Source organism: Cyclobacterium plantarum (assembly GCF_011290685.1).
Classification (GTDB): domain Bacteria; phylum Bacteroidota; class Bacteroidia; order Cytophagales; family Cyclobacteriaceae; genus Cyclobacterium; species Cyclobacterium plantarum.
In genome coordinates this window covers 15,799-32,780 of record NZ_JAANYN010000009.1, presented here as the reverse complement: position 1 = coordinate 32,780, position 16,982 = coordinate 15,799, and the positions used below count along the sequence as shown (strand labels likewise).

The 16,982-nt window shown below is 44.1% G+C and carries 12 protein-coding genes; 11 read left to right on the top strand and 1 reads right to left on the bottom strand.

From position 1 onward, the window contains the following. Positions 1–254: 254 nt before the first annotated feature. The 3 genes from G9Q97_RS18865 (at position 255) to G9Q97_RS18855 (ending at position 3,788) form a co-directional block, all read left to right on the top strand. The gene (locus tag G9Q97_RS18865) at positions 255–1,397 is read left to right on the top strand and encodes a DUF4221 family protein (protein WP_166149701.1); all 1,143 of its coding nucleotides are present in this window, start codon (positions 255–257) and stop codon (positions 1,395–1,397) included. A 951-nt stretch (positions 1,398–2,348) separates the two neighbouring features. Further along, entirely contained in the window at positions 2,349–3,536 is a 1,188-nt protein-coding gene (locus G9Q97_RS18860; protein ID WP_246255785.1) for a hypothetical protein, read from the top strand. 51 nt (positions 3,537–3,587) lie between these two features. After that, positions 3,588–3,788: a hypothetical protein gene (locus tag G9Q97_RS18855; RefSeq protein ID WP_166149699.1), complete on the top strand. Its 201-nt coding sequence runs from the start codon at positions 3,588–3,590 to the stop codon at positions 3,786–3,788. Positions 3,789–5,447: 1,659 nt separating this feature from the next. Here G9Q97_RS18855 and G9Q97_RS18850 read toward each other — a convergent pair. Further along, positions 5,448–6,326, bottom strand: a complete 879-nt coding sequence (locus G9Q97_RS18850; protein ID WP_166149697.1) for an AraC family transcriptional regulator — start codon at positions 6,324–6,326, stop codon at positions 5,448–5,450. A gap of 360 nt (positions 6,327–6,686) precedes the next feature. Here G9Q97_RS18850 and G9Q97_RS18845 point away from each other — a divergent pair, with 360 nt between their 5' ends. The 8 genes from G9Q97_RS18845 to G9Q97_RS18810 all read left to right on the top strand — a co-directional run bounded on the left by G9Q97_RS18845 (position 6,687) and on the right by G9Q97_RS18810 (position 16,976). Then, on the top strand, positions 6,687–7,655 hold the full coding sequence (locus tag G9Q97_RS18845; RefSeq protein ID WP_166149695.1) for a 3-hydroxyacyl-CoA dehydrogenase family protein: 969 nt from the start codon (positions 6,687–6,689) through the stop codon (positions 7,653–7,655). 9 nt (positions 7,656–7,664) lie between these two features. Continuing rightward, positions 7,665–8,975: an aspartate aminotransferase family protein gene (locus G9Q97_RS18840; protein ID WP_166149693.1), complete on the top strand. Its 1,311-nt coding sequence runs from the start codon at positions 7,665–7,667 to the stop codon at positions 8,973–8,975. Then, entirely contained in the window at positions 8,972–9,952 is a 981-nt protein-coding gene (locus G9Q97_RS18835) for a 3-hydroxyacyl-CoA dehydrogenase NAD-binding domain-containing protein (RefSeq protein WP_166149691.1), read from the top strand. Before G9Q97_RS18840 ends, G9Q97_RS18835 begins: the two co-directional genes overlap by 4 nt. A 5-nt stretch (positions 9,953–9,957) precedes the next feature. Then, a complete protein-coding gene (locus G9Q97_RS18830; RefSeq protein ID WP_166149689.1) occupies positions 9,958–10,695 on the top strand; it encodes a phytanoyl-CoA dioxygenase family protein in 738 nt (245 codons plus the stop codon). Positions 10,696–10,775: 80 nt separating this feature from the next. Further along, the gene (locus tag G9Q97_RS18825) at positions 10,776–13,211 is read left to right on the top strand and encodes a sodium:solute symporter family transporter (protein ID WP_246255784.1); all 2,436 of its coding nucleotides are present in this window, start codon (positions 10,776–10,778) and stop codon (positions 13,209–13,211) included. A 391-nt stretch (positions 13,212–13,602) separates the two neighbouring features. Beyond that, positions 13,603–14,886 carry an exo-alpha-sialidase gene (locus G9Q97_RS18820; RefSeq protein ID WP_166149685.1) on the top strand — a complete coding sequence of 428 codons (1,284 nt, stop codon included), beginning with the start codon at positions 13,603–13,605 and terminating at the stop codon, positions 14,884–14,886. 327 nt (positions 14,887–15,213) lie between these two features. Continuing rightward, on the top strand, positions 15,214–16,029 hold the full coding sequence (locus G9Q97_RS18815; RefSeq protein WP_166149683.1) for an HpcH/HpaI aldolase family protein: 816 nt from the start codon (positions 15,214–15,216) through the stop codon (positions 16,027–16,029). Beyond that, entirely contained in the window at positions 16,026–16,976 is a 951-nt protein-coding gene (locus G9Q97_RS18810; protein ID WP_166149681.1) for an aldo/keto reductase, read from the top strand. The genes G9Q97_RS18815 and G9Q97_RS18810 overlap by 4 nt, the downstream gene beginning before the upstream one ends. Positions 16,977–16,982: the final 6 nt, after the last annotated feature.

Sequence of the window (16,982 nt, the reverse complement as noted above, 5' to 3'; positions counted from 1 at the left end):
AATTGTAAATTGGGATTTTAGGGTTTGGAGATAAAGTTTTGGCTAAAGCCAAGGATGCTGGCGAATTCATTATTGCCTACAGCTATTAGGTAATTGATATAAATATTAAATAGGGAATCGCCTATTCCAATTTATCTGTCCATGATTTGGGGTTAAAAATGGTTAAACTAAATCATTTTACTTCCATTATGTGCTTAAAATGAATAGGTTTAGGGAATGTTGCTTTACTTTTATTATATACACCTTTAAATCCGATGTACAACAGAATTTTCCTTGGCATTTTACTTATAGTAAGTTTTTCCTGTGGAAAATCGCAAGACTCCGCTAGCGTAGAATCAATTGTTTACAGTGTTGATACTGTCATTATTGATTCCAAGGATCGGCTTTTGGATTTGAAAAGAGGTATATGGAACTCAGATTTGAATGATGACGAAAGTGCTATCTTTTTATATAATGGGTTTGATCATTCAATTGATGAGGTAAACCTTGATCAGTTTAGAATTACAAATAATTACCCTTTGGAAACCGAGGGACCAAATGGAACAGGTGAGCACGTTAATTATATCAATTTTTTAAATGACAGTTTGATTTTTATTAAATCCTTCGGTAGGTCCGGTTTATTCGCAAAGAATGGAGACCTTGTGGAAAGAATTGACTGGGGTAATGCCATTGATTCTAATGGAATGGATTATTCGGGAACGCCTCAAAATGAGGTTGCCACTAATTTCAGAGACTTGAAAGTATTTGGGTTAAACTATGACCGAAAAAACAAGAATGTCTTTCTTGATGTATTGTCGGTTGGTGAAAATTCTATTAAGCGATACGATATAGACTCCGAAAAGTCCTATCACCATTTCGTCTTAACGGTGGACGATCCGAAAGATTACACCTATCTGGATCCTATTGTATACCTGAGTTTTGAAAATGATTTTGTCCTGGTGAGCCATCAATTTTCAAATGAACTATACCTGTTTAATTTGATAGGAGAATTTATTAAAATGGTTAATTATAAGCCTGAAATGACTCCTGAGCGGGCCAGAGATCTTAGCACAACAACCATTAGCTCCTATGATCATATTGAAACGGAATATCAAAAGCTTTTGGAGCAGGTAAGGTTTGGCCCCCCGGTGTGGGATAAGGCAAAAAAACGGTACCTGCGTTTATCAGCAAAAAGGATTTTCTCAGACATTCGGGAAGAAGGAGCATTTCTACCGGAGATAAAAGAAGTTGTGGTATACGTTTCCGTTTTTGATGAAGCGTTCAATTTAATTGCTGAAACAGCTATTCCTGAATTGAGTACTGACTATGTAAAGTACTTTTCCAAAAATGGGAAGCTATGGGTGTTTCAGAATGTGGATGATGAGTTGGGCTTTATCAGGCTGGACATAAGTGAATGAAATCATTACATTATCCTGTACCTATTCCAGTTGAGAGGCGGAGCATTTATGGTGAAATTGGGATTTGAGCTTTCAGGGATAAATGGTTTGGCTAAAGCCGGGGACATCGATAAATTCAACATTGCCTCCAGCTAAAGCAGGAGGCAATTGAACCAAAAGAATGCTGATTCCAAAATAGCAGCCTGATTTTGGCTTATAAATAAATTTGCAGACTCCCGGAATCCAAACCTACCTCAATAGGATTGGGCTTTAGCCCATTCCTAATTATAGATTTCCAATCTCTGGCTTTAGCCAAAATTGCTGGGAAGAACACCAGCAAATCATTAGTCCTCTCAATACGTAAATGCCCAATCCACAGGTTGAACTGTAAATTTGGATTTTATGGTTTGGGGATAAAGTTTTGGCTAAAGCCAAGGAAGGAGTCAAAATCCCATATTGCCTCCAGCTAAAGCAGGAGGCAATTGAACCAAAAGAACCCTGATTCCAAATTAGAACTGAAATCAATTGGCGATCCCTCTTCAATAGGAAATAGCCCATTCCATAAAAAATAGCAATCAATGTTCATGGGCTTTAGGCCAAATTTGGGAAAAGACAAGTGTAGGGTAATCCAGATTTAGCTAATGCCTGGGATGATAGCAAATTCCAGATTGCCTTCAGCTATTAGAGAATTGATTTAAATGAATCTGGTTTCCAAATTTTGTCTATAATTCAAAAACCAAATCTCCTCAATAGGAATGCGGCTTTAGCCCATTCAAAAAAAATTAGCAATTAAAGGTCCCGGGCTTTAGCCCAAATTTCGGATCGGCAAATCTTAAATCTAATTTAACCCATAAGAAAAGTTTGATTTTAAAATTTTAATTAATAAATTAATAGTTGAAAAAGCGTTTTTAAACCATATCCCAGGTAGTGTAAATGAGCCATCCCTTTTCTATGGTGAAAAATTCACCAGCCATGCTTCGTTTATTGTATCCCTATTGGATTGTCCTTTTGTTGTTTTCCTGTGATTCTGGGAATAAGGATAAAGGCGGTAATAAAGAAATCGAAGGTTCAAATACGGCCGTGTATTTTGAAAAACTGGACAGCATTCGGATTGACTACCTGGGAAACCCCTCCGTACATGACCTTGACCCTAAGTCAGGTACCATCCTGTTTATGGAACATAGGCAATCATCAGAAGACATCATGGGGGCTGATTTTGAAGGAGAAATCCTCGCATCCTTCTCCAAATTGGGAGATGTCCCCGATGGGTATGGAAAGTTGATGTCAACATTAAGAATACTTGATGACAAAACTTTTCTGGCCTACGGATACAATGGTTTTATGACTTATGATTTTACCGGAGAACTTCAATCACGGGTAAAACTGAAAGAATTTCGGGTTCCAAATTTTACACGGAAGGCGATGGGATTTGGAATGGAAAAATGGAAAAGCAAATATTTATATGTAGATCAGGGATCCCAGGATATCGACTACAGTAGCATAGAGGCTTACAATGAAATGAGATTATTGAATTGGCTGGATCCGGAAACAGGAGAGAAGGAACCCTTTATCCAATTTCCCGAAAGCAGTATATTTAAAAGTGGAAAATACTTTTTTAGGGATTCCTGGGCACCTTCTTTTACACTGGCCGATGACCGGATATATGTGGTGTTTGGAGCCGAACCAGTGATCTATGTTTACAGCTTAAAAAAACCCTATTCTTTGCTTTCAAGTATTCCACTTGATCTGGCAGATTACCGGTATTTCAGGGGTTCAATCGATAATTCCGTAGATCACACCTTAATGTTCACTTCTGGCAATATTTTGAATATAAAGAAGGTAGATGGGTATTTTGTGATCGCCTATTTCCCCGGGTATTCGGATGCAGATAAGGAAGCGGAAAACGAGAATAAAACCCAGCAGGAAAACCTACTATTCCGGGAAAGAATGCTGAATAAATATGCCAAAAGGATAGCCGTTTTAGACACTTTAGGCAACACCATTGGAGATTTTGTGCCCGAGGGATTGATTCCTCAAAGCATGTTGCTCAGAAATAATGAGCTATGGATGCAAGAAAAACCGGATAAAGAAGAAGAGCGAGATTATTTCCGACTTTTTCGGGTGGAACTCAGGGTGGCGAATAAGAATAGCTTGGATTGATTTTAAAACAAATACGAGATATGGAATGAATGTTACCTCGCCATAATTTTATTGGTTACCTATGAGGAAAATGAGAGCGAAACAAAGGTGTATTTAACCGCATTTGACAAGGACTTAAACATGCTGGGAGAAATTTTAGTCCCCCAATTGAGAAAAAAACCTGCGAGACATTTTGCCAAGGATGGGAAGATATGGATTTATGAAAAAATGGAAGATGAAATGGGGTTTGTCAGGTTGGCGATTAGCGAATAGCATTTTGGTTTTTTTCTGTTCATGAGGGAGGCAGAGCATTTAATGTGAAATCGGGATTTTAGCTGTTAGGTATAAATTGTTTGGCTAAAGCCGGAGATATCAATAAATTCAACATTGCCTCCAGCTAAAGCAGGAGGCAATTGAACCAAAAAACCCCTGATTCCAAATTATGGCTGAAATCTATGGGCGATCCCTCCTCAATAGGAAATAGCCCATTCCATAAAAAATAGCAATCAAAATTTCTGGGCTTTAGCCCATTCCTAATTATAGATTTCCAATCCCCTGGCTTTAGCCAAAATTGCTGGGATTAACACCAGCAAATCATTAGCCCTCAATAGGTAATTGCCCCATCCACAGGTTGAACTGTAAAATTGGATTTTAGGCTTTGGGGATAAAGTTTTGGCTAAAGCCAAAGAAGGTGTTAAAATCCCATATTTCCTCCAGCTAAAGCAGGAGGCAATTGAACCAAAAAACCCCTGATTCCAAATTAGGGCCGAAATCAATGGGCGATCCCTCTTCAATAGGAAATAGCCCATTCCATAAAAAATAGCAATCAAAATTTCTGGGCTTTAGGCCAAACTATTGGATCGGGCAAATGTAAGGTTATCTAGGTTTGGCTAAAACCAGGGATGCGGACAATAATCCGATTGTCTACAGCTTTTAAGCAATTGATGAAAGGTAAAGCTGGTTCCGGATCATGATGGATCTGTCATTAACCGAACAATCCTCAATAGGAGTGGGCTTTAGCCCATTCCTAATTATAGATTTCCAATCCCAGGCTTTAGCCAAAATTGCTGGGAATAACACCAGCAAATCATTAGTCCTCTCAATAGGTAATTGCCCCATCCACAGGTTGAATTGTAAATTGGGATATTAGGGTTTGGGGATAAAGTTTTGGCTAAAGCCAAGGAAGGTGTTAAAATCCCATATTGCCTCCAGGTAAAGCAGGAGGCAATTGAACCAAAAGAATGCTGATTCCAAAATAGCAGCGTGATTTTGGCTTATAAATAAATTTGCAGACTCCCGGAATCCAAACCTACCTCAATAGGATTGGGCTTTAGCCCATTCCTAATTATAGATTTCCAATCTCTGGCTTTAGCCAAAATTGCTGGGAATAACACCAGCAAATCATTAGCCCTCAATAGGTAATTGCCCCATCCACAGGTTGAACTGTAAAATTGGATTTTAGGCTTTGGGGATAAAGTTTTGGCTAAAGCCAAGGGAGGTATTAAAATCCCATATTGCCTCCAGCTAAAGCAGGAGGCAATTGAACCAAAAGAATGCTGATTCCAAAATAGCAGCGTGATTTTGGCTTATAAATAAATTTGCAGACTCCCGGAATCCAAACCTACCTCAATAGGATTGGGCTTTAGCCCATTCCTAATTATAGATTTCCAATCTCTGGCTTTAGCCAAAATTGCTGGGAATAACACCAGCAAATCATTAGCCCTCAATAGGTAATTGCCCCATCCACAGGTTGAACTGTAAATTTGGATTTTATGGTTTGGGGATAAAGTTTTGGCTAAAGCCAATGATGCTGGCGAATGAATTATTGCCTACAGCTATTAGGAAATTGATATAAATATTCAATAGGAAATAGCTCGTTCCAGAGAAAACTATGAAAATTGATGGGCTTTAGCCCAAAATAAGGACAGCTTCCTACGCCACCTCCTGCATGTTGACCATTTTCCGAAAATGAGTGGGTGTCATTTTTTTATACTTTTTGAATTGCCGGTTAAAATTCGCCAGGTTGTTAAAACCACATTCGAAGGCCACTTCTACTATGTTCATGTCCGTTTCCGAAAGCATTCTACAGGCATGACCCAGCCGGACCGTATGCAGGTATTCTACAAAGGTAATCCGGTATTGTTCCTTAAAGAAATTACAAAAAGTGGTCACGGCCATATTGGCCATGGCTGCTGCTTCCGGTAAGGAGATGTCCTTGTCGAAATTTTTATGAATATAGGCCTTTATTTTATCCAGCCGGTCTGAGCCCTGGGGGTCAATCTGATTCAGGTAACCCGGGCTGGCCAGCAGTTCATATTCCCTGGTTTGGGAAAGGATATCAAATATGGAAAGCAAGCTGGACAAGCGCTGAATGCCATTCATATGTATCATTTCTTTCATCAAGGCATTAATTTGCTCTTTGGCTTTACCTTGTAAGGCCAGGCCCCGCTTTGACAATCTCAGAAAATTTTTCAAGGTTTCCATTTCAGGGATTTTCAGAAAATCTTCGCCCAAAAAATCTTTTTGAAAGTGAATCACAATGGCCTCTGCCTCATAGCCGGCCTGTCCATTTACAAAATTGGGTTCATTGACCCAGACATGGGGCAGATAGGGGCCCATGCATACCAAATCTCCCTCCTGGAAGTAGCCGATATGGTCACCCACCATCCTTCTACCCTGACTCTTGAGTACCAAAACCAACTCATACTCCGGATGGTAATGCCAGGGACAGGGGAAATATTGCCCTTTTTCTTTAAACACGATAAAGGATTTATCGAAATCCTGGGGTAATCTTACTTCTATCGATTTCATAGGGTCCTTCTTTTGGCTTATTAATATAAAATAAAGTATGAATACATAAAAGGATAAGGTTCGTCATCTGAAAAATAGTACCATAAATATAAAGAATAGTAACAGTTGAAGTATGGTTTTACCATCACTTTATTTGAATGGATGTCAGTAATTTAAGAAAATGTCGCAACTTTTTAACCCATTTGCTGCCAGCAATAATAAAATGCGGTTGACCCTTTATGAAAGATAGTACCAGCATTCCAGATAATATGAATAGTAAGTTTTCGATGTTCCTGATAATTTTGATTACATTTTAAACCATCCGCTAAGTGCAAATTCAATCATAGCAGGTATAATTTTTAAATTAATGAAAAGGTATTGATGAGGAAGCCAATGGATATTTCCGAAATAGAAACAGGAGTGGTAGGTTTGGGAATGATGGGCAGCAGTATCGCGGTGGCACTATGTATTGCAGGTCACCCGGTAAAAGCGGTGGCTCCTGTGAAAAATGAATTAGAAAATGCAAAAAAAACCATTGCCCAGCTGCTACAGCATGCAGCTGACAGTGGACTTTTGCAGCAATCCAAGCCTCATTATTGGAAAAGAATAACCCTTTCAGAGGATTATAGCATATTGCAAAACTGCCGGTTGGTTCAGGAGTGCGTGATTGAAGACAAAAATGCGAAATCCCGAGTTTACCAAAAAATTGCAGACCAAACCAAAGTGGATACCGTGATTTCCAGCAACACATCTGCCATTCCGGTAAGTATTTTGCAGGATATGGTACCCGAACCTGGGCGTTTTTTGGGAATCCATTGGGCAGAACCGGCTTACATGACCCGATTTATGGAAATTACCAAAGGAGAGAAAACAGCGGATAGCCATGCCAACTGGGTCTATGAATTGGCTCATTTGTGGGGGAAAGAACCTACCTTTTTGCAAAAGGATATCCGGGGATTTGTTACCAACCGCCTGATGTATGCCGTTTACCGGGAAATTTTCCATTTGATCGAATCCGGTGAAACCAGTATAGAAGACACAGATAAAGCTTTCCGTTATGATGCCGGTTCATGGATGACTTTTATGGGGATATTCGAAAGGATGGATCAAATGGGATTATCCGATTTTAGGGAAACATTTCAGCGGGTTTTTCCGAAATTGAGCAATACTTCCAGGGTACCTGAAATGATGCAGGAAATGGTGGCGGGAAAGGTGAGAGGTGTTCAGCAAGCCAGGGGATTGTACGCCTATAGCCCTGAGGAGGCCAGGGCATGGGAAAATGCCTTTGCGAAATTCAATAAAGAGATTTACCAGCTGGCAGATAATTACCAAAAAATAAAAAACGAATAAGGTTTTATTATGACAAAGTTTAGCTATTCATCATCTGCAGCCTGGCTGGAAAGGGCAAAAAAAGTACTGGCCGCAGGGGTTTCCTCCGAGTTTAGAAAATACAATCACCCCCATGCCCTTTTCTATACCCACGGCAAAGGCAGCAAAATCTATGATGTAGATGGCAATGAATACCTGGACTTCACCCTGAGCCAGGGTCCCCTGATCCTTGGGCATTCCCATCCAGAAGTGCTGGAGGCAGTTCACCAGGAATCTTTACAGGGGCAATTGTATGCAGGGCAGCATGCCAAAGAAATTGAATTGGCAGAAAAGCTGCAAGCAATCATCCCTGCTGCCGAGCTGATGCGTTTTTGCCTGGACGGCTCGGAAGCGGTACAAACTGCCCTGAGGGTGGCCAGGGCCAAAACCGGGAAGCAAAAGTTTTTACGCTTTGAAGGGCATTACCATGGCTGGCTGGATAACGTTTGCTTTGGTATTTCCAGCCCTTCACCGGAGGCCATGGGTCCCCGGGAGAGTCCCCAAATGCATCCCTGGACTCAGGGTTTGCCCGATGGTGCGAAGGAGGAAAGCTTTCTGTTGCCCTGGAATGATTTGGATCTGGTAAAGCAGCATGTGGCAAAACACCATCAGGAAATGGCTGCCATTATTACGGAACCGGTCATGTGCAACAATGGCTGCATTCCTCCCAAAGAGGGTTTCCTGCAGGGACTGAGAGCGTTGTGCAGCGATTATGGGATTGCCCTTATTTTTGATGAGGTCATTACCGGTTTTCGGCTTGGCCTGGGTGGGGCGCAGGCATTTTTTGGAGTTAAACCGGACATGGCCGTTTTTGCCAAGGCCATAGGGAGTGGATATCCCATCAGTGCCATTGTTGGTAAAAAGGAATGGATGGAGGAAATTTCTACAGCCAGGGTCATTCATGCCGGGACCATGAACACCGGAAATCCCACCGTGGCGGCTGCGCTTGCCACCATAAGCATTCTGGAAAGGGAGAATCCCTACCCCGCAATGTTTGCTCTGGGAGAAAGACTCAGGCAGGGCCTCCGCAAAATTGCCAAAGAAACCGGCCATCAGCTGTTGGTCTCGGGTATTGGCCCTGTGGTGCATACAGGTTTTACCAGCCAGGAAAAAGCAGTAGATTTCCGGGATGTGCTTCAATTTGATACAACAAAATTAAAAACATTTGTTTCCCGCTTGCATGACCGTGGTCTGAGGGTCATTGGTCGCGGGCTCTGGTATATCAGCGCGGTACACACTGAGGAGGAAATTGACCAGGCCCTGGGGTTGGCCAGAGAAGTATTAACTGCACAAGACATATGAATTACCTGAAATGTAAAGTGGCAGTAATTGGCGAGGGCAATATGATCCCCTCCGTGGTCTGTTGTCTGCTCAGGGCAGGGCACCAGGTAAAATCCTTTACTTCACGGGACCCTGCCGGTGAGGTGAGGCGGCTGGCGGAAATTGCCGGCTTTTCCTGTTTGGGCAACGGGGAATGGGAGAAAAACCTTGAAGGGCATCCCGAATTGGCAGATTGCGCCATTGTGGTGGCCCTGACTCCGGAAAAGATGGAAGAAAAGGCGGCCATGCTTAGAAAGATTGAAAAAGTCGCCAATCAGGATACTTTAATAGCGCTGAATTCAGAAAGCATAACCCTGGACCAATTGCAGGACCAAATGCAGTTACCCTCAAGATTAGTGGGTTTAAACTGGACTTATCCTGCACACCAAACCCTTTTTGCCGAGGTTATTGCCAATCAGCAAACTGATACCGAAATGACAGAAAACCTGATGACATTGGTACGTGAAACCTGGGATAAGGACCCCTACTTGTTGAAAAGAGGAATGGGGATTCGCAGCCGCTTAATGGCTGCCATGGCCAGGGAAGCTTTTTTTCTTGTAGATCAGGGGTACGTAGAAGTCGCTGATATTGACCGGGCCTGCAGAAATGATCCGGGATATTACCTTCCTTTTGCCGGAAATTGCCGCTACATGGACCTGATGGGTACTTTTATTTACGGTATTGTCATGGAAGACCTCAATCCAGAATTGTCCAGGGCCAGGGAAATACCTGATCAATTCAATAGTTTGATGGAGATATCCCTCGATCAAGGTAGAACTTCCCAGGGATTTTATACCCATACGGTTGATGAAAACGAAAAGCTGGAATTATCCTTTTTGGAATTCAGCCGGGAGATGAGAAGCCTTATGGACAGGTACCCTTTTCCCAAAGGGGATTATCCGGAAGAAGTGGGGGTTACCGCTAAGCAGAAAAATACCAGCAATAACCACAAAAAGTAAAAAAAATGGATGCCTTAAAAATAAAAAGATCATTTGACGAAGATGGATACCTGCATATGCCCGGTTTTTTGAAAAGGGATCAGGTAGCAGAAATCAACCAAAAGCTAAAGGCTTTCATAATTTCAAAAATTTCCAAACTGCCCCCTGAACACGTCAAGTTTGAAGCAAAAGGCGATCCATCAACTTTAAAAATGCTGCAGGACTTGCAGCTATACGATACCTTTTTTGCAGATATTCTCTTTGAAAGTACCTTCACGAGGCTTGCTGAAGTACTACTTGAAGAAAAGGTAATCGGTAAAACACTGGAGTATTTTAACAAACCTCCCAAAATAGGAAAAGCGACTCCTCCGCATCAGGATGGTTATTATTTTATGCTAAATCCAATGTCGGCGGTTACCATGTGGATGGCTCTGGAGGAGGTGGATCAGGAAAACGGCTGGGTAAGTTATGTGCGGGGTTCACACAAAAAGGGCATGCGGGACCATTCGCTCACCCAAACCCCCGGTTTTTCACAAGGAATTCCTGATTTTGGTTTGCCTTCAGATTTGGAAAATGAAGTGTATTTTCCTGCGGAACCCGGAGACCTACTCGTACATCATGCTTTGACGATCCACCGGGCCAGCCCAAATACCAGTAGCAAAAGAAGCCGCAAGGCCTTGGGCCTGATTTATTTTGGTGATTCTGCCATGGAGGATGTTGCTGCCAAAGCGGCCTATGTGAAAGCATTGAACCAAAGCACCTGATGACCTTAAAAAACCCAATTTCTGGATTCCTGCTTTTTTTCTGGCTGTTTATGGCTTTTTGCTGTAACAATAAAGGTGCAATGCTTTCTGAATCATTGAGGCAAAACGCTGTGCAGGAACTGGACAGTGTGATGGAAAACCAGGAATCCTGGGTGACGGTGCATGCAGCAGAATACAAAATTGGGTTGGGATATCCGGAGGGCGTAAAGGAGGCATTTTTGGAAGAGCAGCGGCAAAGGGGCTCCCAATCCCCGTACAGGATAGGAATTTGGCGTGTTTTGGCCCAATCCGATCCGGCATTAGCCAACGAGTACCTGGAGAAAATCACCAAGGCTTTTCAGGACAGGCAGGGAACGGACAGGGTACATGCAGCCGAAACCATGGCCAAATTGGGTCAAAACCTGAACGAATGGGCTCCGGAGGCCACAAGGGAGGTATTGGCCGGTCCTATCAACTCGCTGTATGTTTACACCCTCTGGAGCACACTTCAGGGTACTGCGTCGGCAGCTGGTGTTTCGGCATTGATGGACTTGGCTCTGGACAGGGAATTGGGAGATCTCGTCCGCATGCAAGCGGCTTATGCCCTGAGAAATGAGGGAAATATTACTCAATGGAAGGAACTTGCAGCGGAAGCACGGGCACTGCCTGAGGGGGCAATGGAGAAGGTATACCTTTTGTCAGCGGCCTATATCCATGCACCTGTATCAGAAAAAGGAGGGGGAACCTGGAAATCTATAAGGGACGAATTGCTGGCCTATGCGAAATCTCCAGGCAAAGCAGAGCGAATGGAAATGGCCATTGCACTGGGAAAGAGTGGCCTGCCGGAAGATTTACCGGTATTGGTGGAGCTGCTGGAAAATAAATACCCCCCATTGGAGGAGGGTAAGAGAGATAATGCGATCATTAAACCAGAGGATCAGGCAGATATCAGGGCTACTGCTGCCTATGGTATATTGACACTTGAACGAAGTCAGACATACAGCCTGGCATTTGGTGATTGGCTGGTGGTGCTGTGCTATCTGGGTGGCATGTTGGGTATCGGCTATTATTTTTCCAAAAAAAACAAAAATGAAAAAGACTATTTTTTGGGAGGAGGAAAGATGAATCCTGTCGCAGTTGGATTGTCCCTATTTGCCACCTTGTTAAGCTCCCTAAGCTACCTTTCCTATCCGGGTGAAATGGTAAAATATGGGCCGGTGATCCTATCCGGAATATTGGTGTTTCCTTTGGTGTATTATGTGGTAGGCTGGTTTTTGATTCCCAAATTCATGAAATTGCGGGTCACCAGTGCCTATGAGATCCTGGAAATCAACCTGGGTGTCAGCATCCGTTTGCTGGCCACTTTCTTTTTCCTGTCCCTGCGTTTTCTTTGGATGGGTACCATAATTTTCATTACCGTCCATACTGCCATATTGGCCATTTTCGGATTTGATTCCAAATATACCCTGCTGATCAGTATTTTGCTGATGGGGATAACCATATTTTACACCACCCTGGGAGGCCTGAAAGCGGTGGTTTTTACCGATGTGATCCAATCCGGCGTGTTAATGGGAGGAGCCATCCTTACCTTGCTGGTGGTCAGTTATTCCCTGGGATCTTTTACCTCCTGGATTCCCGGTGAGTGGTTGGGGCACTGGGGAGAGCTAAAATTAGGATTGGATGCCATGGAGCGGCTGACCATAGGCAATGCCCTGCTGACTACCTTTATTTGGTATGTGGCTTCCTCTGGCTCAGACCAGATGTCCATTCAGCGATTTTTGGCCACCGAAAATTTACATACTGCCAGAAAAACCTTTGGGGTTTCCCTGCTCACCAACTTTGTTGTCCAATTTCTACTTGGCCTGGTGGGGCTTGCTGTACTGGCTTATTTTATTGAATTTCCCCAATACCTGAATCCAGGAGAAACGGTAGCCAGCCATGCCGACCAGTTGTTCCCTAAATTTATCCTGGTAGGCCTGCCTGTGGGTATTTCCGGCCTGGTGGCTGCAGGCATACTGGCAGCGGCCATGTCCAGTCTTTCTTCCGGACTGAACAGCACCTCTTCCGTAATTTCCGAAGACCTGATCAAAAGGTTTACAAAAAATTACAAAGCCCCTAAAAACCAAATGTCAAGGGTGCGCAATCTTTCTTTCTTTGTGGGGATATTTGCCCTGTTCCTCAGCGTGTTGATCAGCAAGGTGGAGGGAAACCTGTACGATGTGATCGTCAAGGTGGTGAATTTATTTGTTTCACCTTTATTTGTCCTGTTTTTCATGGCCCTGTTTGTGCCCTTTGCCACGGCCAGGGGCACCTTTGTGGGCGGGCTTCTCAGTGTAGCTGTCGCTGTGGCCATCTCATTTTATAAAATTATGGGCATTGAGGTGCTTTTTATCCTGCCGGTATCGCTTATTGTAGGAATGGTATCGGGATCCATTTTCAGTTATTTCGACCACTGGCTATTGGGAAACAAAGAGACCATGGCCAAAAGAAGCAGGGAAGCGGCTATTTTCAAAGCCTCCAGAGAAAGCCAACAATAGTGCGTATTGAAAAAGGGAAAGTTGCTAATCAGCCCTTTTTTCAAGGTTACCGTTTTGGTTTTAAGGCTTAGTAAAAAATAATTAATCAGGTGGACAATTACTTTGATTGATTGAAAATATTTTTTTAGGTGATTCAGGAAAACTGCCTGAAGTAATCCAACGTGATGCCAGAAGGGAATCAAGGAGAATAATTAATGCAAATTTTGGGTTGAGTAAATATGCCCGTCGGTTAGCCAAATTTTTCTTGTACATCCAATAGAATTAAAAACTAAATGAATTACCTTAGAATTTAATAACCCTGAAAAAAGCCTTGGAACAACTGCAACACAATCTTAGAGGTAAAGAATAAAATTTGTATTTTAACTCTTAAATCAAAATCCCGGAATACCTTATGAACCATGCCAGCCCAAAAAGCCGAAGATCTTTTGTAAAGGATAGCCTGATCGCAGGAATAACACTTTCCGGTATGGCTCCGCTTTCCCTTTTTGCCAATAAGGACAGGTCTTTTCCAGTACAGGAGGCACTGAATTACAGCCTTGACCTACAGGTTCCTACCCGTTTGTTTGATGGAGAAAAATGCTGGGTGCATCCCAGAGCAGGGGTCGTTCCTGAAGCTGTAAAAGAGGGTATGCCCCGCATGGTGATGACGATGAATACCCTGGATCTTTCCGGGAGCGATGTGTTTAAAGGGATGTTTGGCATGCATTCGGATGATGGAGGGGCCAACTGGACAGCACCGGAAGCCCTGCCATCCCTGGCTCCCAGGTTCGAACAGGTGGAGGGAGAGGATCGACCGGTAGCAGCCAGTGATTTCTGGCCCACCTGGCACAAGGACAGCAAAACCCTATTGGGTACCGGGCATACAATTGTCTATACCAAGGACTGGAAAGTGGCCCACCCAAGACCCCGCCATACCGCATTTGCCGTATATGAACCGGACCGAAACCTTTGGTCTGATTGGGAGAAATTGGACATGGGAGACAATGAAAAATTTCAAAATGCGGGCGCAGGTTGCGTGCAGCGGTGGGATGAACCTGATGGGAACATCCTTTTACCCATTTATTTTACACCCCCGGGAAGCAACTCCCAGGTAACGGTAACCAGATGTGCTTTTGATGGGAAAGCGCTCCGCTTTTTGGAACAAGGCAATGACTTGTCCATTGACGATGATAGCAGGGGGCTGCACGAACCTTCGTTGACACACTTTCAGGGTAAATATTTCCTTACCATCCGGAATGACAATCAGGGGTTTGTTACCCATAGTGATGATGGTTTACATTACGCACCTATTCAGCCCTGGAAATTCGATGATGGTACGGATTTGGGCAATTACAATACCCAGCAGCACTGGGTGATGCATAGCGAAGCACTTTACCTGGTCTATACCCGCCGTGGAGCAGGCAATGACCATGTGTTCCGACACCGGGCACCCCTCTTTATGGCCAGGGTAGATCCCGAAAAGCTGGAGGTGATTCGCCATACAGAAAGGATCCTGGTTCCCGAAAGAGGAGCGCGACTGGGTAATTTCGGAGTGACCGCAGTTAGCCCGGATGAAACCTGGGTAACGGTATCGGAATGGATGCAGCCTGAGGGAGTGGAAAAGCAGGGCAGCGATGGCAGCGTCTATGTGGCCAAAATCCGCTGGACCCGCCCCAATGCCTCGTTTAGCAGGTAAATTTCCGTAAGCGGTATTCTGCTTCAATCCGAACACTTCAAATGTAACCAATCAACGCCTTGAAAATAATGGAAAAATTAACTATTCCCGGATTTAAACTCCTTGGGCTTCAGCTTGCCGAAATAGATATTTATATTTCCACCAGTTAATTTGGATTTGAAGTTCGAGCCAGGCAAGGCCGATTTTTTTTATTCATATCAATCTGGTAATTTGGAGTTCAGGCAGGTCCTTGTTCTTTACGGATTGGAAAAAAAGTACCATCTTTCCAGATAAAAGTAATAGTTATGGTGTAGCGACAGCCTTACATTTGATCAAGCAAAAACCTATATGACTGTATCCATGAAACCCAGCCTGGTCCTGCAAAAATTGCGGTCCGGTGAAAATGTGGCTTGTTTTAAAGTGAATCTGGCCGATGCCCGTGTAGTGGAAATCGCAGCCCTTGCCGGCTTTGACTGCATCTGGCTGGATCAGGAGCACATAGGGCAGGACTGGTCTATCCTTGCTGCTCAGATTTGGGCGGCCAAATCTCAAAATAAGGATACACTGGTGAGAGTGTGCAGGGGCAGTTACAGTGATTATGTCAAGCCCCTGGAAATGGATGCCACGGGAATCATGGTCCCTCATGTGATGAATGTGGCCGATGCCCGAAAGGTGGTGGGCATGACCCGGTTTCATCCATTGGGCATGCGGGCCATTGACGGGGGCAATGCTGATGGGGCATATACTGCTGCTGATTTCAAGCAATACCTGAAGGATGCCAATCAGCAGCGTTTTGTGATCCTTCAGATTGAGGATCCTGAAGCGCTGGAAGGATTGGAAGACATTGCCCGCCTTGAGGGTTACGACATGCTTTTTTTTGGCCCCGGAGATTTTAGCCAGGCCATAGGCGCTCCTGGAGAAATGAATCATCCTGAGATTGTTTCCGCCAGGAAAAAGGTAGTGGAGGTGGCACTGAAATACGGGAAATTTGCCGGTACCACCGGAACCCCGGACAAAGTACAGGCCTATCAGTCCATGGGTTATCAGTTTATCAGCATTGGTGCTGACGTTATCGCCCTGACACAATATTGTAAGGGGCTGTTGACTGGTTTTAAGGATGAGGAACAGAATGGTGGTCCTGCTGATCAATATTACAAAGGATGAGATACAACCTACTTGGAAATACCGGTATCTCAGTTTCCGAAATAGCATTTGGCGGAGTGGAAATTGGCTTACCTTATGGACCAGGCATCCGTAATGAACAGGAAATGTTGAACGAAAACGAGGCCGTACATTTGCTGAGAAATGCCTTGGATCAGGGTATCAATTTTTTTGATACGGCCAGGATGTATGGAAAGAGTGAGGAACTGATGGGAGAGGCCTTCCGGGGAATCAGGGGAGAGGTAGTGCTTTGTTCCAAGTGCCGGCACCTGCGGGACGCTTCAGGGCGGCTGCCTGATCCGGAGCAATTGGCTGTTTTGATCTACCAATCCCTGGAGGAAAGCCTGAAGGCCCTGCGTACGGATTACCTGGATGTATGGATGTTGCACCAGGCCGATTTGGAAATCCTGCAGCACGAAACCGTTTGCCGGGTATTCCAGGATATTCAAAAGAAAGGATGGGCAAGGAGCATTGGAGCATCTACCTATTCGGTTTCCGAATCCGAGAGGGCCATCCGGTCTGGAATCTGGCAGGTAGTGCAGTTGCCCTTCAACTTGCTGGACCAAAGGCAATCTGCAGTTTTTGGATTGGCAGGGGATCAGGGAGTTGGGCTGGTGGCCAGGTCAGTCCTGTTGCGTGGCATGTTGACTCGACGGGGCGTTCATATGCAAGCTCCACTTGCCGAAATAGAAAGGCATATTTCCAAATACAGGAATCTGGCTGCAAGTCACCACATGGAACTTCCGGAATATGCCACTCGCTTTGTGCTGGCTCAGCCACAGTTTGCCGCTGTATTGGTCGGCATTGACAAACAGGAATACCTGGATAGGGCAGTGGAAACGGCTGATATGGAGTTGATTGCAGCGTCTTTGCTCGAAGGGGCGATACCTTTTCCCGATCCGGAATTTATTGATATTCCCTATTGGGACCGTATGGGTTGGTTGGAATAAATTAAA